This window comes from Arthrobacter sp. StoSoilB5, from assembly GCF_019977235.1.
In the GTDB taxonomy this organism is placed as follows: domain Bacteria; phylum Actinomycetota; class Actinomycetes; order Actinomycetales; family Micrococcaceae; genus Arthrobacter.
In genome coordinates this window covers 5,139,629-5,158,683 of the sequence record NZ_AP024646.1, presented here as the reverse complement: position 1 = coordinate 5,158,683, position 19,055 = coordinate 5,139,629, and the positions used below count along the sequence as shown (strand labels likewise).

20 protein-coding genes are annotated in these 19,055 nt (G+C 63.7%); 16 read left to right on the top strand and 4 right to left on the bottom strand.

The window, feature by feature from the left end:
* The first annotated feature begins 5 nt into the window (after nt 1-5).
* Entirely contained in the window at nt 6-293 is a 288-nt protein-coding gene (locus LDN75_RS23435; protein ID WP_223935063.1) for a MoaD/ThiS family protein, read from the top strand.
* 26 nt (nt 294-319) lie between these two features.
* Here LDN75_RS23435 and LDN75_RS23430 read toward each other — a convergent pair whose 3' ends face one another.
* Complete coding sequence (locus LDN75_RS23430; protein WP_216924635.1) at nt 320-556, bottom strand: hypothetical protein; 237 nt, start codon at nt 554-556, stop codon at nt 320-322.
* Nucleotides 557-828: 272 nt separating this feature from the next.
* Between LDN75_RS23430 and LDN75_RS23425 the strand changes: the two genes are divergently transcribed.
* Nucleotides 829-3,567, top strand: a complete 2,739-nt coding sequence (locus LDN75_RS23425) for a VCBS repeat-containing protein (protein ID WP_223935062.1) — start codon at nt 829-831, stop codon at nt 3,565-3,567.
* Nucleotides 3,568-3,642: 75 nt separating this feature from the next.
* Here LDN75_RS23425 and LDN75_RS23420 read toward each other — a convergent pair whose 3' ends face one another.
* Nucleotides 3,643-4,965 carry an MFS transporter gene (locus tag LDN75_RS23420; RefSeq protein WP_223935061.1) on the bottom strand — a complete coding sequence of 441 codons (1,323 nt, stop codon included), beginning with the start codon at nt 4,963-4,965 and terminating at the stop codon, nt 3,643-3,645.
* A 202-nt stretch (nt 4,966-5,167) separates the two neighbouring features.
* Between LDN75_RS23420 and LDN75_RS23415 the strand changes: the two genes are divergently transcribed.
* The 12 genes from LDN75_RS23415 to LDN75_RS23360 all read left to right on the top strand — a co-directional run bounded on the left by LDN75_RS23415 (nt 5,168) and on the right by LDN75_RS23360 (nt 16,707).
* Nucleotides 5,168-5,938 (top strand): IclR family transcriptional regulator, encoded by a 771-nt coding sequence (locus tag LDN75_RS23415; RefSeq protein ID WP_223935060.1) that lies wholly within the window; start codon nt 5,168-5,170, stop codon nt 5,936-5,938.
* A 202-nt stretch (nt 5,939-6,140) separates the two neighbouring features.
* Nucleotides 6,141-7,058 (top strand): shikimate dehydrogenase, encoded by a 918-nt coding sequence (locus LDN75_RS23410; RefSeq protein WP_223935059.1) that lies wholly within the window; start codon nt 6,141-6,143, stop codon nt 7,056-7,058.
* Nucleotides 7,058-8,929 carry a sugar phosphate isomerase/epimerase and 4-hydroxyphenylpyruvate domain-containing protein gene (locus LDN75_RS23405; protein ID WP_223935058.1) on the top strand — a complete coding sequence of 624 codons (1,872 nt, stop codon included), beginning with the start codon at nt 7,058-7,060 and terminating at the stop codon, nt 8,927-8,929. The genes LDN75_RS23410 and LDN75_RS23405 overlap by 1 nt, the downstream gene beginning before the upstream one ends.
* A 115-nt stretch (nt 8,930-9,044) precedes the next feature.
* Nucleotides 9,045-9,869, top strand: coding sequence for a protocatechuate 3,4-dioxygenase subunit beta (gene pcaH / locus LDN75_RS23400; protein ID WP_223937673.1), 825 nt, complete (start codon nt 9,045-9,047; stop codon nt 9,867-9,869).
* A 4-nt stretch (nt 9,870-9,873) separates the two neighbouring features.
* The gene (gene pcaG, locus LDN75_RS23395; protein ID WP_223935057.1) at nt 9,874-10,467 is read left to right on the top strand and encodes a protocatechuate 3,4-dioxygenase subunit alpha; all 594 of its coding nucleotides are present in this window, start codon (nt 9,874-9,876) and stop codon (nt 10,465-10,467) included.
* Nucleotides 10,464-11,876, top strand: coding sequence for an adenylosuccinate lyase family protein (locus tag LDN75_RS23390; protein WP_223935056.1), 1,413 nt, complete (start codon nt 10,464-10,466; stop codon nt 11,874-11,876). The genes pcaG and LDN75_RS23390 overlap by 4 nt, the downstream gene beginning before the upstream one ends.
* The gene (locus tag LDN75_RS23385) at nt 11,869-12,672 is read left to right on the top strand and encodes an alpha/beta fold hydrolase (RefSeq protein WP_223935055.1); all 804 of its coding nucleotides are present in this window, start codon (nt 11,869-11,871) and stop codon (nt 12,670-12,672) included. The genes LDN75_RS23390 and LDN75_RS23385 overlap by 8 nt, the downstream gene beginning before the upstream one ends.
* Nucleotides 12,669-13,106: a 4-carboxymuconolactone decarboxylase gene (gene pcaC, locus LDN75_RS23380; RefSeq protein WP_223935054.1), complete on the top strand. Its 438-nt coding sequence runs from the start codon at nt 12,669-12,671 to the stop codon at nt 13,104-13,106. Before LDN75_RS23385 ends, pcaC begins: the two co-directional genes overlap by 4 nt.
* Before the next feature lie 77 nt (nt 13,107-13,183).
* On the top strand, nt 13,184-14,398 hold the full coding sequence (locus LDN75_RS23375; RefSeq protein WP_223935053.1) for a thiolase family protein: 1,215 nt from the start codon (nt 13,184-13,186) through the stop codon (nt 14,396-14,398).
* Between the two features lie 5 nt (nt 14,399-14,403).
* Nucleotides 14,404-15,087, top strand: coding sequence for a 3-oxoacid CoA-transferase subunit A (locus LDN75_RS23370; RefSeq protein WP_223935052.1), 684 nt, complete (start codon nt 14,404-14,406; stop codon nt 15,085-15,087).
* 2 nt (nt 15,088-15,089) lie between these two features.
* The gene (locus LDN75_RS23365) at nt 15,090-15,758 is read left to right on the top strand and encodes a 3-oxoacid CoA-transferase subunit B (protein WP_223935051.1); all 669 of its coding nucleotides are present in this window, start codon (nt 15,090-15,092) and stop codon (nt 15,756-15,758) included.
* 145 nt (nt 15,759-15,903) lie between these two features.
* Nucleotides 15,904-16,707, top strand: coding sequence for an IclR family transcriptional regulator C-terminal domain-containing protein (locus tag LDN75_RS23360; RefSeq protein WP_223935050.1), 804 nt, complete (start codon nt 15,904-15,906; stop codon nt 16,705-16,707).
* A gap of 78 nt (nt 16,708-16,785) precedes the next feature.
* Here the strand turns inward: LDN75_RS23360 and LDN75_RS23355 are convergent, their stop codons facing one another.
* Together LDN75_RS23355 and LDN75_RS23350 are read right to left on the bottom strand one after the other, a co-directional pair.
* Complete coding sequence (locus LDN75_RS23355; RefSeq protein WP_223935049.1) at nt 16,786-17,130, bottom strand: DUF1801 domain-containing protein; 345 nt, start codon at nt 17,128-17,130, stop codon at nt 16,786-16,788.
* A 29-nt stretch (nt 17,131-17,159) separates the two neighbouring features.
* The gene (locus LDN75_RS23350; RefSeq protein WP_223935048.1) at nt 17,160-17,558 is read right to left on the bottom strand and encodes a RidA family protein; all 399 of its coding nucleotides are present in this window, start codon (nt 17,556-17,558) and stop codon (nt 17,160-17,162) included.
* 134 nt (nt 17,559-17,692) lie between these two features.
* Here LDN75_RS23350 and LDN75_RS23345 point away from each other — a divergent pair, with 134 nt between their 5' ends.
* Together LDN75_RS23345 and LDN75_RS23340 are read left to right on the top strand one after the other, a co-directional pair.
* The gene (locus LDN75_RS23345; protein ID WP_223935047.1) at nt 17,693-18,547 is read left to right on the top strand and encodes a fumarylacetoacetate hydrolase family protein; all 855 of its coding nucleotides are present in this window, start codon (nt 17,693-17,695) and stop codon (nt 18,545-18,547) included.
* Nucleotides 18,548-18,572: 25 nt separating this feature from the next.
* Nucleotides 18,573-19,055 carry a cupin domain-containing protein gene (locus LDN75_RS23340; RefSeq protein WP_223935046.1) on the top strand — a complete coding sequence of 161 codons (483 nt, stop codon included), beginning with the start codon at nt 18,573-18,575 and terminating at the stop codon, nt 19,053-19,055.

Genomic DNA, 19,055 nt, shown 5'->3' with positions numbered 1-19,055 from the left:
CCGTTGTGGCTGACTTTACGGTGGTGTTGCCGGGTGTCCTGCAGCCGCTCGTCGGCGGACAGTCCTATCTGACTGCGTCCGCCGACGGCGCTGTAACCGTTGGACAGTTGCTGGACTCGGTCACCGGCGAATATCCGGTGCTGGCCAGGCGTTTGCGTGATGAAACCGGTGCCCTCCGCCGTTTCGTGAATGTTTACGTGAACGGTGATGAGGTCCGGCGTCTGAAGGGTCTTGATACGGAGGTTGCGGCCGGTCAGGAGGTCTTGATTATCCAGTCCGTGGCCGGCGGCTGAGCGGGTGTTTGGGGTCAAGCCGGGGTTCAGGCGACGCGCCAAACGCTGCATTCATCGGTATTGATGGCTTTCCTCATCCCGGAGACGTGGTCCATGATCCAGACGACGCCGATTCCCGGCGCTGTTTCCTGGACCCGTCCGCGGCGGATGACCACGTCATCGTAGGCGGGGCCAACGGACATACGGGCCTCGATCTCGTCTCCGCGGTGGAGCTGGCTGATCGCGCGTATTCGTGTTGTGTGAGTGGTGACTTCCTTCAGCATGGTGTCCTCCTGAACTGGAGCTGGTGCCTGCACTTGCCGGCTATTCCAGTGTGGCGGGGCATTGTTGCCGGAGTATTTCGGCGTGGTTAGGGTCCGGTTAGCATTCCGGGATGCTTGCGTTTCGGCTAGTACCCGACGCCGGTACGCACCAGTTGCGGCAGGACTCGCCTTCGCTTTGTGGCTGCTTCCGCGGACCAGCGCGGGGGCGACGGTAACCTGAACTCGGTTCTTGAGACTCACAGGAACCACAGACTCCGTCCCCGGGAGAATCAATGGGTTTGTTGCGGCGTTCAATCGCGGTGTCCACGGGCCTGGTGGTATTTGCCACCGGCCTGTTTTTCGTCCAGGCGCCGGCATCGGCGGTGCCTGAACCAAAACCCGATAATCCGAACGTACGGTTCATCGAGGGAACGCCGCACTCGGAACATGTGTTCGAGACGCCGCCCGGACAGGCTCCCGCCCGCGGCGAGATCGCCGGCGTCGAGTCCCTCCCCGGCGACGGCGCAGCAGCAACCGGTCCGAACGGCGATATCCGCGTCCGTTTGGTCACGGCAAAGCTGGCGGACAACATGAACACCGTCTCCATGACTGGCGCCGAGCAGACAGTGGCGGCCACTAGCAGCTATTGGAAAGCGATGACGGACAACAAGTTGTCCATGACGGTCGCCAGCAAGGTCTCCGGGTTCCAATCCAAGGCCAAATCCACGGACAGCTACGGCACCATCATTTCCACCATTACCGCTGAGCTGAACTGGACGGCCAGCCCGTACACGGCGCTGGTGATCTTCATTCCCACGTCGACTCTCTCGGGAAACGCACTGGGCGCGGGTTACAGCAGCGGTAGCTACAGCGGGCGTGTGCTCATGCCGCAGCTCAGTAACTTCTCCAACAATGTGATGAGCCACGAATTCGGACACGTCATTGGCCTTATGCACGCGGACGCGCTGCAGTGCGGTAGCGGAGCTTCCGACGTCGGCGTGGACAGCACCGGGCGGTTCACGGACACCTCTTGCTATATCCGTGAATACGGCGACACCACGGACCTCATGGGCGCTGCGCAGTACGCCCAGCCGGTGGTGAGCTCCAGCTTCTGGGACTACGCAGGGCTGGGCCGCGGAGACGAAATCCGCGATGTCGGCGTGGCCACGGGCGTCAAGAGCTACACCCTCAAGCCATGGGGCGGCACGGAGGCACAACGCGCCATCAAGTTCACGGACCCAATCAGCAAAGAGGTCTACTACCTGGAACTCAGGCAGCCGGTAGGGTACGACAGCTACCTTGGGGAAGATGGCAGGCCCCCCGGCAATAGAGGAGTCAAGATCGTCCAGCGCGGCGGCGCCACCATCGCCTCGTCGCTGATCCTCATGCCATCCACCATCCCCTTCACTGAGCCTTGGTACGCCAAGAATCACGCGTGGCAGGCCGGCAGCACCTTCACCACCTACACGGGCACCCAGGTGACGATCAACTCCGTCTCCACAACCTCGGCCACCGTCACTATCAATGCAGATCCCAAACTCAAGGCACGCATGCGTTTCTCCGCGGGCGACTTCGACGGCGACAAACTGGCCGACGTCATTTCCCGCGAAGCCGATGGTACCCTGCTCCTCTTCAGCGGCCTCCCGGGAAACCGCCTGGATGATCCGGTGCAGATCGGCTCTGGCTGGGGCATTTTCAACGCCGTCCTGGGAACGTCGGACTTCAACGGTGACGGCTTTGCGGACATCCTTGCACGGACCAGCGATGGCGCACTGTGGCTCTATCCCGGCAATGGGAAAGGCGGCTTCCTTTCCCGGAGCCAGATCGGTTTTGGCTGGCAGGGCTTCACCCAGTTGGTCGCGGCGGGGGACTTCAACGCCGATGGCAGGAGCGACCTCATTGCCGCCGGCGCGGATGGCCGCTTGTGGCTGTATCCAGGCAACGGGACTGGTGGTTTCCTCGCCCAGACGCAGATCGGCCAAGGCTGGGATTCCTTCAACAGCCTGGCGGCCTCCGGTCCGTTCGGCGGCGGGGCTCCGGGTCTGCTGGCGCGGGCCGGCGATGGCACGCTCTATGTCTACCCGGGCGATGGCAAGGGAGGCTTCCTGCCGCGTGCCGCCGTCGGAACTGGTTGGAATGGAGTAGGTGACATTGTCGGCGGCCGGGACTTCACGGGTGACAAGCGCGTGGACGTCCTGACGGCAGCAGCCGGCGGATCCATGACCCTCTATCCGGGAGAAGGCACAGGCTTCGCGGATCGGCTGGCGATCGGGACCGGCTGGAACCAGTTCCGCCAGGTCTGGGAAGCCGGCGATTTCGACGGCGATGCTGTCGCCGACATCCTGGCACGCGGCACCGACGGCGCTTTGTGGCTTTACCCGGGTAACGGATCGGGCAGCTTCCTCCCGCGCGTTCAGGTCGGGTGGGGTTGGGGCCAGTTCACGTCGGTGTTGAGTGCCGGAGATTTCGACGGCGATTCGCATCCCGACCTTGTGGCCCGGGCTTCCGATGGGACGCTGTGGCTCTACCCGACAGATGGAACGGGACAGTTCCTGACACGCAAGCAGATTGGCACCGGATGGCAAGGCTTCGAACAGCTGCTGGCCCCGGGCGATTTCACGGGTGACGGAAAACCGGACATTGTGGCCGGGTCCGGCGATGGCGTGCTGTGGGTCTACCCTGGCAATGGCTCCGGGGGCTTCCTTGCCCGCAAGCAGATCGGCACCGGTTGGGATATGTTCAACCTGGTCCTGCAGGCCGGTGATTTCAATGGCGACGGCAGGGAAGACCTCCTTGGCCGAGCTGGCGATGGCGGGCTCTGGCTCTACCCGGGCAACGGCTCTGGCGGCTTCCTTGCGCGCTCCTACCTTGGGTCGGGATGGAACATGTTCTCCAGCATGGCTTCCCTCGGCAATGGGTTCACGGGTACTGGCGGCCCCTCTGTGGTGGGAGTCGCCGGGGACGGAACGCTGCTGCTGTACTCCGGGACGGGTGCGGGGAAGTTCATGCCAGTGGTGCTGAACCCGCGGTAGGTACTTCAGCGGAAAGCCCGGAATGTCAGAGGACATTCCGGGCTTTCCATTGCCTGGGCTGGCAGCTGCGGCGACTTACTTGTGCAGTCCGAGCTTCGCGGTGGGAACCTTGGCGGATTCGCGGGCCGTAAGGGCTGATACCGCTGCGATCGCACAGATGACTGCCGTGAAGATGGAGATCTGGACCCAGCCGCCAGGCTTGGTGCCACCGAGGGCGGTGACGATGGTCGGAGCAAAGCCTGCCATGAGGAAGCCGAGCTGCGTACCGATGGCCAGGCCGGAGAAGCGGACCTTGGTGCTGAACATTTCACCGTAGAAGGACGGCCACACGGCGTTGGCCGCAGCGTACCCGAAGGAGAAGAACACTACGGAGACCAGGAACATCAGCGGTACATTGCCGGATTCGAGGGTCAGCAGGAACACCGGAGTCATGATGGCGCTGGCCACAGCACCGTAGATGAAGACGGGCTTCCGGCCGATCTTGTCGGCGAGCATGCCAAAGAGCGGCTGGGTACCGAGGGCAACGATGTTGGCAACCACAACGAGCCACAAGGTGATGGTGCCGCTGACGTGGGCAACGTCCTGGGCGTACTTGATGGCCAAGGTTCCGAATACCGTGCTCACTGCGGCGATGAATGCACAGCACACCACGCGGAGGACGTCGCGCCAGTGAAGCTTCAAGAGGTCGGCAATGGGCAGTTTGGCGATTTGGTTGTTCTTCTTGGCCTCTGCAAATGCCGGAGGCTCATGCAGGGTACGGCGGATGAAGTAGGCCACGACCACCACTACTGCGCTGAGCCAGAACGGGATGCGCCAGCCGATGCCGTACTTGATCTCGTCAGGGAGCGCGAGAACTGGAATGAAGACAAGCGCCGCCAGGATCTGGCCGCCCTGGGTGCCGGTCAGCGTCCACGAGGTGAAGAACGAGCGGCGGTTGTCCGGAGCGTGCTCCAGCGTCATCGACGAGGCGCCGGCCTGCTCGCCGGCGGCCGAAAGACCTTGGGCAAGACGGGCAAGCACCAGCAGGACCGGAGCCCACCAGCCAATGGTCTTGAAGTCCGGGAGGCAGCCGATCACGAAGGTCGCGGCCCCCATCAGGACCAGTGTGAACATGAGTACCTTTTGCCGGCCGATCCTGTCGCCGAAGTGCCCGAGGATGACGGCGCCTACTGGGCGGGCAACGTAGGCGAAGCCGAAGGTTGCGAAGGACATGATGGCTGCGTTGGTGTCCGCGTCCGGGAAGAACACGTGGGGGAAGATCAAGGCGGCGGCGGAGCCGAAGATGAAGAAGTCGTAGTACTCCACTGCGCTTCCCAGGAAGCTGGCGAGGGCTGCTTTCTTGGGAGTTCCTGCGGGGGTGACTGTGCCTGGCGTCGCTGACGGCATTGTGTGGCTCATGGGTGTTCCTTCTGTGACGACGATGTCGCGGATCTAGCTTCTACGGGAAGACCAGAGCGAGGTGCGGCCTGACCATCCCCAAAGTAACCACATGGTGAGAGCTACTTGTGCAATACAGCAATAATGACTGTGAGTGGGGTCACTTGTCAAGAGAACTAGCCACCATCTAGAAATAGCTCTCACGATATGAGAGCATTTCACTATGAGTGTGAAAGAGGACACAAAAACAGACATGGTCGGAAAGGCCTTGAGCCTTCTGGTGCTGCTCGGCAATGAACCGAAGGGTGCCAGTGCTGCCGACCTGGCCCGGAGCGCCGGCCTGCCATTCAGTACGACGTATCGGCTCCTGGGCTCGCTGACGCGGGACGGCTTTGTCGACTACGAGCCGGATGGCCGCAGGTACCACCTGGGCCTGCGCGTGTTCCAGCTGGGGCAGCGCGTTTCCAACCACCACGGCTTTGCCGCCACTGCCTTGCCGGTCCTCCAGCGGGTTACGGAGCGGACCCATGAGGCCACTATCCTCTCAGTGCGGGACGGCAATCATCATTTGACGGTGAACAAGGTGGACGGCCCCAAGACCTTCCGCGTTACCAGCGATCCCGGCCACCTGGGAGCCCTGCACACGACATCTGTGGGCAAGGCCATTGTGGCTTTCGAAGAAGAGGTCGAGCGGAAACGGCTCCTCGAAGAACTGCCGTTGGACCCGCTCACGGAACACTCCATCACCGATCGCGACAAGTTCCGCGAGGAGATTGATCAGGTTCGCCGTCAGGGTTACGCCGTGATGGACGAAGAAAATGAGATCGGCATGCGTGCGGTAGCCGTGCCGGTGCTCAACTCGCAGGGTCACGCCTTCGCCTCGATCGCAACGGCAGTGCCGGTGTTCCGACTCACCATGGAGGAACTCATCGCGCACGTGCCAACACTTCAGGAAGCCGCGGCTGAACTCGCGGCCCGGCTGCCCCAGCGCTGACCCAACTGGGGGACAGCACCTGTCGGTATGAGCCCTCATTGGGACGTTATCTGTCCCCTAGTTGGGTTAGCTCTTCGCAAATGTTCGCGATAAGAACAAGCGTGCGGAATATGAACACTTGTAGTAATCTGAATATCACCCGGCCGGCGACGCCCCAGAAAAGCGCCAAACGCCGCGGTGCTGAAGTCAAAGGAGCTTTAGGATGAGCAACCGAGCCGAGTCCGTTCTGGTGGGCCTGATTGGCGAAGGCGTCATGCCGTCGCTGACTCCGCCCATGCACGAACGCGAAGCCGATGTGCAGGGCCTTCGCTTGCTGTACCGCCCCATCGACCTGCTGGAACTCGCGTTGCCGGCCACCGCCGTCGGGGAGCTCCTGGCCGCAGCCCAGCGCATGGGCTTCAACGGACTGAACATCACGCACCCGTGCAAACAGCTGGTCCTTGAGCACCTTGACGAAATTTCCGACGACGCCCGTCGCCTGGGCGCCGTCAACACAGTCCTCATTCAGGACGGCCGGTTCATCGGCCACAACACCGATTTCTCCGGCTTCGGCGCGGCACTCACCAACGGGCTGCCGGAGGCAAAGCTGGACCGCGTGGTCCAGTTGGGCGCGGGCGGCGCCGGTTCAGCCGTCGCATACGCCCTGCTCACCGCCGGCGTCACCACGCTGGACCTGGTGGACATGGACCCGGCCCGGGCCGCAGAGCGCGCCGCCGAACTTGGCGAACTCTTCCCGGCCGCCACGGTCACGCCGCGGAGCACGGACGAACTCCCGCAGATCATGCCCCTCGCCGATGGCTTGGTTCACTGCACCCCTATCGGCATGGCCGCCCACCCCGGGCTGCCGCTGGACATCGACCTCCTGGAACCGCGGCACTGGGTTGCGGACATCGTCTACCGCCCCATCGAGACGCAGTTGATCCGCGAAGCGCGCGCCAAGGGCTGCAAGGTTCTCGACGGCGGACGCATGGCGGTCGGTCAGGCCGCCGACGCCTTCCGGCTCTTCACGGGCCACGACGCCGATCGCGACCGCATGCGGGCCCACTTCCTGGAGCTGATCGCCGTCGAGGATGCGCTCGCCGCTACCGAATTGCCGGCTCTGGCAAAGGCGGCCCACTGATGCGCACCGGAATCGCCACGGTCTGCCTGTCCGGCACGCTGAAAGAGAAGATGCAGGCCTGCGCAATCGCGGGCTTCGACGGCATTGAGATCTTCGAGCAGGACCTCGTCACCTCGCCCTTGAGCCCCGAGGACGTGCGGAAAATGGCCGCTGATCTGGGTTTGGGCCTGGATCTCTACCAGCCGTTCCGGGATTTCGACGGCGTCACTCCGGACCTGCTGAAGGCCAACCTCAAACGTGCCGAGGCAAAGTTCAACCTGATGGAACGCCTGGGCATGGACACCATCTTGGTCTGCACCAACGTGGCCACGGCAACAATCGACGACGACGAACTTCGTGCCTCCCAGTTGGCAGAGCTTGCTGAGCTGGCCGGGGACCATGGAGTCAAGGTCGCCTACGAAGCCTTGGCCTGGGGAAAGTACGTCAACGACTACGAGCACGCGTATCGCCTGGTCGAGATGGTGGACCACCCCAACCTCGGAACCTGCCTGGACTCGTTCCACATCCTTTCACGCGACTGGGACACGGCGCCGATCGAGGACATCAACGCTGAGAAGATCTTCTTCGTCCAGGTTGCCGACGCCCCCAAGCTATCCATGGACGTGCTGTCCTGGAGCCGGCACTACCGTGTGTTCCCGGGTGAGGGCCAGTTCGAGCTCGCCAAGTTCATGGGCCACGTGGTCCGGGCTGGCTACACGGGCCCGGTTTCGCTCGAAGTCTTCAACGACGTCTTCCGCCAGTCAGACGTTGAGCGCACGGCCATCGATGCCATGCGTTCCCTGATCTGGCTGGAGGAGCAGAGCGCCAAGTGGCTGGCGAGCACCTCTGCGGAAGCCGGAACCGAAGCAGCAGCCGCCTCCCGCCGTCGTTATCCCATGGAACTGGCCACGCTGCCCAAGGTAAACGAACCGGCCGGCTTCAACTTCGCCGAGGTCAAGGCCGACGACACCGCCCAACTTGAGAAGCTCCTTGGCCAGCTTGGCTTCGAATTCGAGGGCCGGCACCGCACCAAGGATGTCCAGCTGTGGACCATGGGCCAGGCCCGCGTGATCATCAACGAGCAAGCCGCGCTGCACACGGAACCGGCTATCGCCGCTTTGGGGTTCGACGTCGACTCTCCAGTGATTGCCTCCGCTCGCGCCCAGCAACTCAAGGCGCCCGTGGTTGCCCGCAAGGTCCAAGCCGATGAGGAAGTGTTCCAAGGCATCTCCGCACCGGACTCCACCGAAATCTTCCTGTGCCAGGGCAGCCCGGACGGCACTGCGGCGTGGACGCACGAGTTCGGCGAGGGGCTTGAGCACGCTTCCAGCACTCAGAACGCTGTGATTGACCACGTGAACCTCGCCCAGCCGTGGCAGCACTTCGACGAAGCCGTCCTGTTCTACACCAGCGCCTTGGCCCTTGAACCGCAGCCGTTCGCCGAGGTTCCGAGCCCCAGCGGCCTGGTGCGCTCGCAGGTCATGGAGACCTCCGACGGCTCAGTCAGGCTGGTGCTGAATCTGGCACCGGCAAAGCAGGCGCAGACTGCACGCAAAACGTACCAGGAACACATCGCGTTCGCCGTGGACGACCTCGTGGGTGCAGCCCGCTCGGCCCGCGATCGTGGCCTGGAGTTCCTGCGGATCCCCGCCAACTATTACGAAGACCTGGACGCGCGGTTCGATCTTGAACCGGATTTCCTGGCCACCCTCAAGGAGCTCAATCTCCTGTATGACCGGGACGCCAATGGAGAATTCCTCCACTTCTACACCGCCACGGTTGGCAGCGTGTTCTTCGAAATGGTGGAACGCCGAGGCGACTACGACGGCTACGGAGCGCCCAATGCGCCGGTGCGCCACGCCGTCCAATACGACTCGCTGCACCGGGCATAAACCCTGAACCAACAATCCAACCCATCGAAAGGAGCCGGCTGTGCCACAAGAACAGACCGCGCAGGTCAACGCTGCACAAGTCAACTCTGCACAAGCGCTCGAATCCGAGGAACTTGTGCCTCCCGCTGAGCCGCACGCCGCGCATGATTCCAAGAAAGTGGAAACCCAAGCGGATCTCAGCGCTGAGATGAAGGGCATCGGGGATCGCTATGCGGAGGCTCTGAAGAACGGAAAGGCGCCAGAGACCATGCCGCGCCTGGACTACGCGCCGTACCGCAGCAGCATCCTGCGCCACCCCACCAAGAGCCTGCACCACGCGGACCCGGAGACGATCGAGCTCTACTCGCCCGCGTTCGGCAACCAGGATGTGCACGCGCTGGAATCGGACCTGACCATCCAGCACAACGGTGAGCCGCAGGGTGAACGCATTATTGTTGCCGGCCGCGTTCTCGATGGCGACGGCCGCCCGGTTGCCGGTCAGCTCGTGGAAATCTGGCAAGCCAACGCCGCCGGCCGCTACATTCACAAGCGCGACCAGCACCCAGCGCCGCTGGACCCGAACTTCACCGGCGTCGGCCGTTGCATCACTGGCGATGACGGCTCGTACAGCTTCACCACCATCAAGCCGGGCGCGTATCCGTGGAAGAACCACCTGAACGCCTGGCGCCCGGCCCACATCCACTTCTCCATGTTCGGTTCGGAATTCACGCAGCGCATCGTCACGCAGATGTACTTCCCGGGCGATCAGCTCTTCCCGCTGGACCCCATCTACCAGTCGATCGTGGACCAGGACGCCCGCGACCGCCTCGTGGCCCAGTACGACCACGAACTCACCAGCCCCGAATGGGCGCTCGGCTACAAGTGGGACATCATCCTGACCGGCTCAAAGCGGACCTGGACGGAAAACGAAGCATACGGCGACGCCGGGGACGAGGAGTAAGCACATGACCAAGCTGGCACCCACGCCGGGCCAAACCGTAGGCCCCTTCTATGGCTACGCCCTTCCCTTTAATAAGGACAACGAATTGCTCGCTCCGGGCAGCCCCGGCAGTATCCGCCTCCAAGGCACGGTCTACGACGGCGCCGGCAACACCATCCCCGACGCCATCCTTGAGATCTGGCAACCGGACTCCGAAGGCAACATCGTCCAGCGGACCGGCTCCTTGGTCCGTGACGGCTACACGTTCACCGGTTGGGGCCGCGGTTCTGTCGGCAACTCCGGCGTCTACACCTTCACCACGGTTAACCCCGGCCCAACCAAGCCCGGTGCTGCGGCGTTCATCTCCGTAGCCGTCTTCGCCCGTGGCCTCATGAACCGGCTGTTCACCCGCGTCTACCTGCCGGAAAACGAGGAAGCACTGGCCAATGACCCGCTGCTGAGCTCCTTGGACCCGGAGCGCCGCAAGACGCTGATCGCGCGCCGCGACCCCGATGGCGGCCTTACCTGGGACATCCGGCTGCAGGGTGGCGACGAGACCGTGTTCCTGGACTTCCAGCAGGACGGTTCGCTCGATCTGGTAACGGAAAACCAGCCATGATCGACGGCGACTTCGGCCTCCTCAGCCCTGTCTCGGCGTCGCCCGCTGTGGCGGCGCTGACGGGCGACCGTGCCGTGATCGCGGCAATCCTCGACGTCGAAGCCGCCTGGGCGGTTGTCCTTGAGGAGGCGGGACTCGTTCCCGCAGGATCCGGCGCAGTTGTGGCCGAAGCCGCCGAAGCCGGCTCCTACGACGTCGCTTCCGTGGCGGAGCGCGCCCAGGGCGGAGGCAACCCTGTGATCCCCTTGCTCGGCGACCTCCGGGCACGAGTGAAGTCCTTGGACCCGGGCGCGGCGTCGGCTGTTCACACCTCCCTCACCAGCCAGGACGTCCTCGACTCCGCCCTCATGCTGCTCGCCAGCCGCACTGTTTCTGTGTTGCTCACCGAGGTAAAACGCACGACGACGGCGCTCGCCACCTTGGCCGGGGCGCATGCGGAAACGCTGTGCGTGGGCAGGAGCCTGACGCAGCACGCGCTGCCGTATACGTTCGGGCTCAAGGCCGCGCAATGGTTCCAAGGCATGGCCGCTGCAGCTGCCCGGTTGGAAGGGCTCGAACTACCCATCCAGTTTGGCGGGGCTGGCGGGACCTTGGCCTCTGCAACCAAGCTGACTGCTTCCTCGCAGAGCACGCCTTTTGATTTGGCGGATTCTTTGGCCTCGCAGCTTGGCCTCGCAACGGCTCCTGCTCCTTGGCACACCAACCGCCTGGCCGTCACCTCCCTGGGTGATGGACTTGCTGCCCTGATTGACTCGTTCGGCAAGATCGCCGCGGACCTGCTGTTCCTGAGCCGTCCCGAAGTGGGCGAACTCGGCGAACCGCTCGCCGCCGGACGTGGTGTTTCCTCGGCCATGCCGCAGAAACAAAACCCGGTGCTGTCCGTGCTCGTCCGCAGCGCCGCGCTGCAGGCACCGGGCCTCGCATCGCAGCTGCACCTCGCGGCGGCCACATTCAACGATGAGCGCCCGGACGGCGCCTGGCACAGCGAATGGCCGGCCCTGCGCCAGCTCCTTGCCTTGGCTTTGGGATCCGCAGGTCACGTCCGCGAACTCGTGGAAGGTCTTCGTGTCTTTCCGGAAGCGATGCGCCGGAACCTCGAAATCTCCGGACCGCTGCTCCTCAGCGAAGGTGTGGTGGCCGCCGTCGCGCCTCTCCTGGGTACCGATGGAAAGCAGACGCTGCAGGCAGTCGTCGACGAAACGCTGAAGGCGCCGGCCGCCGAGCAGTCCCGTATCTACACCAAGCTGCTTCGCGAAACGGTCCCCGCGGACAAGCTCTCCGACGCCGAACTCGAAGCACTCATGGATCCCGCAAGCTACCTCGGCGAAGCCGCCGAAATCAGCCGCCGGATCCTCGCCGCCTACCCGGACTTCACTGGATCTTCATCGAAAGGAGCCACTCGTGGCTAAGCCAACTGTCAAGGCCGTGCTGCTCTCCCCGCAGCGCGGACTGGGAGCGAAGCCGCTCTTGGTTGTCGGCCCGTCGCTGGGCACGTCCACCGTGCTCTGGACCGAAACCGCTGCCCTCCTGGGCGACGAGTACGACGTCATCGCTTGGGACCTCCCCGGCCACGGCATCTCGCCAGCCGCCACGGAAGGTTTCGATATGGCGGAACTGGCTGACGCCGTCGTCGATCTTGTTGACTCTGTCAGCCCGGGCGCGAACTTCCACTACGCGGGCGTCTCGCTGGGCGGCGCCACCGGCCTGCAGCTCGGTATCAAGCACGGCGACCGACTCCGCAGCCTGTCCGTCCAGTGCACCGGCGCCAAGATCGGCACTCCCGAAGGCTGGCTGGAGCGGGCCGAAACCGTACGCGCGCAGGGAACACCGGTGATGATCCAGGGTTCGGCGCAGCGCTGGTTCGCTGCCGGATTCATGGATCGCCAACCCGAGGTCAGCAGCCGCCTCCTGCACGCCCTCCGCGACTCCGACCGCTTCAGCTACTCGTTCTGCTGCGAAGCCCTCGCCGGGTTCGACGTCCGCGAGCAGCTCGGCAGCATCACCGTTCCCACCCAGGCGATCGCCGGCGTCGAGGATTCGGTTGCGCCGCCGTCGTTCGCGGAGGAGGTCGCTGCCGGTGTTCGGTCCGGCGGTGGTTTCGCTGTGGTGGAAGCGCTCGACGGCGTCGCCCACCTTGCGCCCGCAGAGGCACCGGCCGTTGTGGCCGATTTGATGCGGACTTTCATGAAGGAGAACGGACGATGAGCTCTTTGTCTGCCGAACGGAATGGTGCCGTTCAGCCGGAAGCGACCGCGCAGGACATTTACGACGCCGGCATGGTGGTTCGACGCGAAGTGCTCGGCAATGAGCATGTGGACCGGGCGAACGCCAACAAGGATTCCTTTACCGAGGACTATCAGGACATGATCACCAGGATCGCCTGGGGTGGTATTTGGACTCGGCCCGGTCTTAGCCGGCAAATGCGCTCCGCTGTCACTCTCACGGCGCTGGTGGCACACGGTCACTGGGAGGAGCTCGCCATGCACGTCCGGGCGGCCCTCAACAACGGCCTGAGCAGGGACGAAATCAAGGAAATCCTGCTGCAGACCGCCATCTATTGCAGCGTGCCGTCGGCCAATTCGGCCTTCAAGACGGCCCAGAAAGTATTCGCCGAAATCGACGCCAACGAACCCAACTAGGTCGCATTTAAGCGCGTTTAGAAGGTCCAAAACGCGCACTATTGCGACCTAGTTGGGCAGTAGAAAAGAGAAACCCCATGAACCAGGCTTTTGTGTACGACGCCGTACGCACACCCTTTGGTAAGTTCGGCTCCGGCCTTGCCGCAGTCCGTCCCGATGATCTCGCAGCGCACGTGGTCCGCGAATCTGTTCGCAGGGCCCCGGAATTGGATGTTGAGCGGATCGACGAGGTGGTGTTCGGCAACGCCAACGGTGCCGGTGAGGAAAACCGCAACGTCGCCCGGATGGCTACCCTGCTGGCAGGCCTGCCCGTCTCCATCCCGGGCACAACTGTCAACCGTCTCTGTGGTTCGTCGTTGGACGCGGCAATCATCGCGTCCCGCCAGATCAACGCCGGGGATGCGGATGTGATCCTGGTGGGCGGCGCCGAGTCCATGAGCCGTGCGCCTTGGGTGCTTCCCAAGACCTCCAAGCCCTACCCCGCCGGTGACATGACCCTGGCCTCCACCACGCTGGGTTGGCGACTGGTGAACCCGTCCATGAACAAGGACTGGACCATCTCCCTGGGCGAGGCCACGGAACGGTTGCGCGAGAAATACGGCATCACGCGAGAGCGCCAGGACCAGTTCGCTGCAGACTCCCACAATCTGGCCGACGCCGCGTGGAACGAAGGCTTCTACGATTCGCTGGTTTCTGCGGTGCCGGGCACCGATCTGGTGCGGGATGAAGGCATCCGTGCGGGTTCTTCCGCGGAGAAGCTTGCTGGTTTGAAGACAGTCTTCCGTCCTGAAGCTGACGGGCCCGACGGCGGTACGGTCACCGCCGGGAATGCGTCGCCCTTGTCCGATGGTGCTTCGGCGGCGTGGATTGGCTCTGAGGCTGCTGCTGGGATTCTTGGCCTTGAGCCGTTGGCGCGGATCGCGGGCCGGGGTGCGCATGGCAACGATCCCCAGTTCTTCGGGTTCGCCCCGGTGGAGGCCGCGAACAAGGCCCTCGCGAAGGCAGGCATCGGCTGGGACCAGGTTGGCGCCGTCGAACTTAATGAAGCGTTCGCCGCGCAGTCGCTGGCGTGCGTTGACGCGTGGGGGATTGACCCGTCCATCGTGAACCGTCACGGCGGCGCGATCGCGATGGGCCACCCGCTCGGTGCCTCCGGTACCCGCATCCTCGGCACGCTGGCCCGGTCGCTGCAGGCTTCCGGCCAGCGGTGGGGTGTCGCGGCGATCTGCATCGGTGTTGGGCAGGGCCTGGCCGTGGTGCTCGAAAATGTAACCGCTTCGGTGAAGGGCTAAAGCTCATGTTGAATTTCATTGACACTGTTGGCGAAGCTGTCGCTGGCATCCAGGACGGTTCCACGGTGATGATCGGAGGGTTCGGCAACGCCGGGCAGCCGTTCGAACTGATCGATGCGCTGATGGATTGCGGCGCGAAGGACCTGACCGTGGTCAACAACAACGCCGGCCAAGGCGACCAAGGCCTCGCGTTGCTGATCAAGGAAGGCCGCGTCCGCAAAATGATCTGTTCCTTCCCGAGACAGTCCGATTCCTGGCACTTCGACGCCAAATACCACGCGGGCGAGATCGAGCTGGAACTCGTCCCGCAGGGCAACCTGGCCGAGCGCATCCGCGCCGCCGGTGCCGGAATCGGCGGGTTCTTCACGCCCACCGGCTACGGCACCACCTTGGCCGAAGGTAAAGAAACCCGTTTCCTGGACGGGAAGTGGCAGGTGTTCGAGACGCCCATCCATGCCGACGTCGCCCTCATCAAGGCACTCAAGGCGGACGGCAAGGGAAACCTCGTGTACCGCAAGACTGCCCGGAACTTCGGCCCCATCATGGCCGCCGCTGCCAAGCACACGATCGTCCAGGTCTCCGAGATCGTCCCTACGGGTTCTCTGGACCCGGAGAACGTGGTGACGCCGGGGATTTACGTCAACAGTGTGGTCCGCGTCGGCGGTTCCAGCGCAGAACAGGTGGCCTGATCATGAGCACCCAGACAAGCATCCAGACGTCCGAGAAGCCGCTTGGCCGCGACGAACTCGCCCAGTTGGTGGCCCGCGACATCGCCCCCGGTTCGTTCGTGAACCTGGGCATCGGCCAGCCCACTCTTGTGTCCAACTACCTCACCGAGGAACAGAACATCACGCTCCACACGGAGAACGGGATGCTCGGCATGGGCCCCGCCGCTGAGGGCGACCAGATCGACGGCGACCTGATCAACGCAGGCAAGATCCCTGTCACCGAACTGCCAGGGGCCTCCTACTTCCACCACGCTGACTCGTTCGCGATCATGCGCGGCGGGCACTTGGATATCTGCGTCCTCGGCGCGTTCCAGGTATCCGCCACCGGCGACCTCGCCAACTGGCACACCGGAGCCCCGGACGCCATCCCCGCCGTCGGTGGTGCGATGGACCTCGCCACCGGCGCCAAGGACGTGTTCGTGATGATGACCCTGTTGACGCGCGAGGGCGTGTCCAAGCTCGTGGACCAGTGCACCTACCCGCTCACCGGCGTCGGATGCGTGACCCGCGTGTACACCGACAAAGCCGTTTTCCTCACAGGACCCGACGGCGTCACAGTCCGCGAGACGTTCGGCTGCACCTTCGAGGAAATCCAGGAACTCGTACCCCTGCCCCTGAAGCCCGGCGCCTAACCCTCCTCCCGTTGTGGGGCCCGCTCTGCGTGGTTATTGCCCTAGCAGGGCCCACATCGCCCGGGTTCCCTGGCCGAGCTTGCGAGGTTAGGGAGGCGGTGGGGATGCAGAGTGGGCCCCGCAACGCACCCTAGGATTGGTAACCATGACCGATTCTGCAGTTACCCCGCAGGCCAGCGACCAGTACGTGCAGTCGTTGGCCAGGGGTCTGGCCGTGATCCGGGCGTTCGACGCGAACAACCCGGTCATGACCCTCAGCGAAGTCGCTGCCCGCACTGACCTGACCCGCGCCACGGCCCGGAGGTTCCTGCACACCCTTGTTGAGCTCGGCTACGTCCGCACGGATGGCAAGACCTTCGCGCTAACAGCCAAGGTTTTGCAGCTCGGGTACTCCTACCTTTCGGCGCTCTCCTTGCCGCAATTGGCCCAGCCGCATCTGGAGCAACTGAGCTTGAAATTGGGGGAGTCCACGTCCGCCGCGGTCCTGGACGGTCCGGACATCTTCTACGTGGCCCGCGTCGCCACCCGCAGGATCATGAACGTCGGGATCACCGTCGGCACCCGCTTCCCTGCGTACGCCACGTCCATGGGTCGCGTGCTGCTCGCCGGATTGCCGCAGGCCAAGCTTGAGGCATACCTGGCCAGCGTCGAACTCAAGCCCATCACGCCACGAACCGTAGCCAGCGCGTCAGACTTGAGGTCCGCCGTCGAGCGCGTCCGTGCGCAAGGCTGGTGCCTGCTGGACCAGGAACTGGAAATCGGGCTCATGTCCATCGCGGCGCCGGTGTGGAACCACAACAACGGCGACAACGTCGCCGCCATCAACGTGTCCCTGCAGGCCCAAGCGGTAGCGGCGCAACCAGACCCGGACAAGTATCTCGAGTCGGTCCGCGAAGCTGTAGTAACCACGGCCAACGCCATCTCCCAAGACGTCTCCGCCAAGCATTAACCCAAGTAAGTCGCAGATGAGGTCGTTTTGAGCGCTCAAAACGACCTCATCTGCGACCCAGTTGGGTAAGCGGGGCACCTACTTCCGGATCGCTGCCAGCCGCGTCTCAAGAATCCGCCGAACCATGGAGTCCGGAACAGGGTTGTCCGCCGAAAACCGCAATGTCCCGGGCGACCACGAATAGCCGCCCAGCTCCTCCGACATCTCCGGCAGGATCTGCCCGCTAAACGGGTACAGCGCAAGGTGGTTCTTGGTTTCGAGTACGCTCACGAAGCCCTTGCCGTCCACAAGCAAAGCAGGCATGCCGTAGCTGGTGCCTTCCTCGGCGTCCGGGGCAAGTTCACGCGCGATCGCTACAACCCGCTCCAGGATTTCGCGGTTGCCCTGGCTGACGTTCTCCAAGTATTCGGTGACGGTTCCCATAGGGACATCGTGCCCCAAAATCCGGCTATTTAGCGCTCCGGAATGACCGCGATGCCCTGGATTTCGATCATGGCTTCTTTCTGCCACAGCCGGGTGACACCGATTCCAGCCATCGCCGGGTACTGTGAACCAGCCATTTCGCGCCAGATCCGTCCGATCTCGCGGCCGTTCGCCATGTAATCGTCCACGTCCGTGAGGTAGATGGTCACGTTGACCAGGTCCTCGGGCTGTCCCCCGGCCTCGCGCAAGGTGGTGAGGACGTTGGAGAACGCCTGCGTGAACTGCTCCACGATGCCGCCCGGCACGATGTTCATGTTCTTGTCCAAGGCCGTCTGTCCACCCAGGAACACCGTGTTGCCGGCAAGCCTGCCGTGGGCAAAACCGGACGGCTTGGGGAGCGACTCAGGGTTGATTGTCTTGTGGCTCATGCTGTTCCTCCTTGTTGTGGCAACTGCAAAAACTTTTGAAATGCCTCTGTGCAGATCATTTCTGCCGTGCTACGTTGAGCATATGTGACGATCGTAAAAAAGTCGACACATTAGAACTCGAAGGAGCACAACCCATGAAACTTGCCACCCTGCGAACCTCCGGCGGAAGTACGACGGCGGCACTCGCCACGGGCGCGGACACGTACCTTGCGCTGCCGGCCACTGACGTCGGCGCGCTCCTGGCCCTGCCGGAGTGGCGGACGATCGTGCAGGAAGCGCAAGCATCCGAGGGCTCGGTCATCACCGGCGCTGACTTCGCACCGCTCCTGCCCCGCGCAGGCAAGGTCATTTGCTGCGGACTGAACTATGGGGACCACATCCAGGAAATGGGCCGAGAACTTCCTGAGTACCCCACCCTTTTCGCCAAGTACGCGGACACCCTGGTGGGCGCTACCGACCCCGTAGAAGTCCACGGCAGCGGCCGCGTCGACTGGGAAGCCGAGCTCGCCGTCGTCGTGGGTTCTGAACTGTCCCGCGCCGACGAAAACCAAGCCCGCGCGGCAATCGCCGGCTACACGGTTGCCAACGACGTCTCCATGCGCGACTGGCAGAACCGGACGCTGCAGTGGTTCCAGGGCAAGGCTTTTGACCGCACGACGCCGGTAGGCCCGGTGATGCTGACTGCGGACGAAGCAGGCCAGAGCTTTGAGGTCCGCGGCTACGTCAACGGCGAACTCGTCCAGCGCGGCAACACGAGCACCCTGGTGTTCGGCCCCGCGAAGCTCCTTTCCTACATTTCCCAGTTCACCACCCTGCGCCCCGGCGACCTCGTCCTCACGGGAACGCCCGGGGGAGTCGGGATGGGCATGACCCCACCGCGTTTCCTGATCGACGGAGACGTCCTCACCACCGAAATCGATGGCATCGGCCAGCTGGCAAACAAGTTCCGGATCCACGCCCCGGTCGCGCCGGTCCACGCCAACGCCTAAAACCCACCGCCAAAAGGAGAACCCCATGAGCCAGACCACCACCGAATACCGCCTCGAAGGCGACAACTCCATCTACGCCGGCGCTGACGGCAAGGTTGTCCCCGTGGTGACCCGCGCCGGTGCGGAAGACACCAACACCGCACAGTCGGGCGACTGCATCCGCGTCTCCGGCGTGAGCATCCAGCACACTCCGGCGACCAAGATCTGGTTCGGCCAGGTTTCCAACACCCCCGGATACCGTTCCCTCCCGCACCACCATGGCGAGGCCGAGACCGGCGGCTACGTGCTCCGCGGCCACGGCCGGATCTACTTCGGCGAGAACTACCAGGAGTTCATCGACATGAAGGCCGGCGACTGGGTATTCGTGCCACCGTTCATGCCGCACGTGGAAGCCAACATGTCCGTGACAGAAGAACTCGTCTGGCTCACGGCCCGCACGCCCGAGAACCTCGTGGTCAACCTCGAGGATGTCGCCGACGAGACCCTCGCCGACTACCGCAGGGCATAA

Excerpts from the sequence above, each read along its gene's own strand:
- LDN75_RS23410 (WP_223935059.1), top strand. The coding sequence starts at position 6,141 with ATGAGCAACCGAGCCGAGTCCGTTCTGGTGGGCCTGATTGGCGAAGGC.
- LDN75_RS23405 (WP_223935058.1), top strand. The coding sequence starts at position 7,058 with ATGCGCACCGGAATCGCCACGGTCTGCCTGTCCGGCACGCTGAAAGAG.
- LDN75_RS23365 (WP_223935051.1), top strand. The coding sequence starts at position 15,090 with ATGAGCACCCAGACAAGCATCCAGACGTCCGAGAAGCCGCTTGGCCGC.
- LDN75_RS23375 (WP_223935053.1), top strand. The coding sequence starts at position 13,184 with ATGAACCAGGCTTTTGTGTACGACGCCGTACGCACACCCTTTGGTAAG.
- pcaC (WP_223935054.1), top strand. The coding sequence starts at position 12,669 with ATGAGCTCTTTGTCTGCCGAACGGAATGGTGCCGTTCAGCCGGAAGCG.
- LDN75_RS23425 (WP_223935062.1), top strand. The coding sequence starts at position 829 with ATGGGTTTGTTGCGGCGTTCAATCGCGGTGTCCACGGGCCTGGTGGTA.
- LDN75_RS23420 (WP_223935061.1), bottom strand. The coding sequence starts at position 4,965 with ATGAGCCACACAATGCCGTCAGCGACGCCAGGCACAGTCACCCCCGCA.
- LDN75_RS23430 (WP_216924635.1), bottom strand. The coding sequence starts at position 556 with ATGCTGAAGGAAGTCACCACTCACACAACACGAATACGCGCGATCAGC.
- LDN75_RS23390 (WP_223935056.1), top strand. The coding sequence starts at position 10,464 with ATGATCGACGGCGACTTCGGCCTCCTCAGCCCTGTCTCGGCGTCGCCC.
- LDN75_RS23360 (WP_223935050.1), top strand. The coding sequence starts at position 15,904 with ATGACCGATTCTGCAGTTACCCCGCAGGCCAGCGACCAGTACGTGCAG.
- pcaG (WP_223935057.1), top strand. The coding sequence starts at position 9,874 with ATGACCAAGCTGGCACCCACGCCGGGCCAAACCGTAGGCCCCTTCTAT.
- LDN75_RS23340 (WP_223935046.1), top strand. The coding sequence starts at position 18,573 with ATGAGCCAGACCACCACCGAATACCGCCTCGAAGGCGACAACTCCATC.
- LDN75_RS23370 (WP_223935052.1), top strand. The coding sequence starts at position 14,404 with ATGTTGAATTTCATTGACACTGTTGGCGAAGCTGTCGCTGGCATCCAG.
- LDN75_RS23345 (WP_223935047.1), top strand. The coding sequence starts at position 17,693 with ATGAAACTTGCCACCCTGCGAACCTCCGGCGGAAGTACGACGGCGGCA.
- LDN75_RS23350 (WP_223935048.1), bottom strand. The coding sequence starts at position 17,558 with ATGAGCCACAAGACAATCAACCCTGAGTCGCTCCCCAAGCCGTCCGGT.
- LDN75_RS23415 (WP_223935060.1), top strand. The coding sequence starts at position 5,168 with ATGAGTGTGAAAGAGGACACAAAAACAGACATGGTCGGAAAGGCCTTG.
- LDN75_RS23355 (WP_223935049.1), bottom strand. The coding sequence starts at position 17,130 with ATGGGAACCGTCACCGAATACTTGGAGAACGTCAGCCAGGGCAACCGC.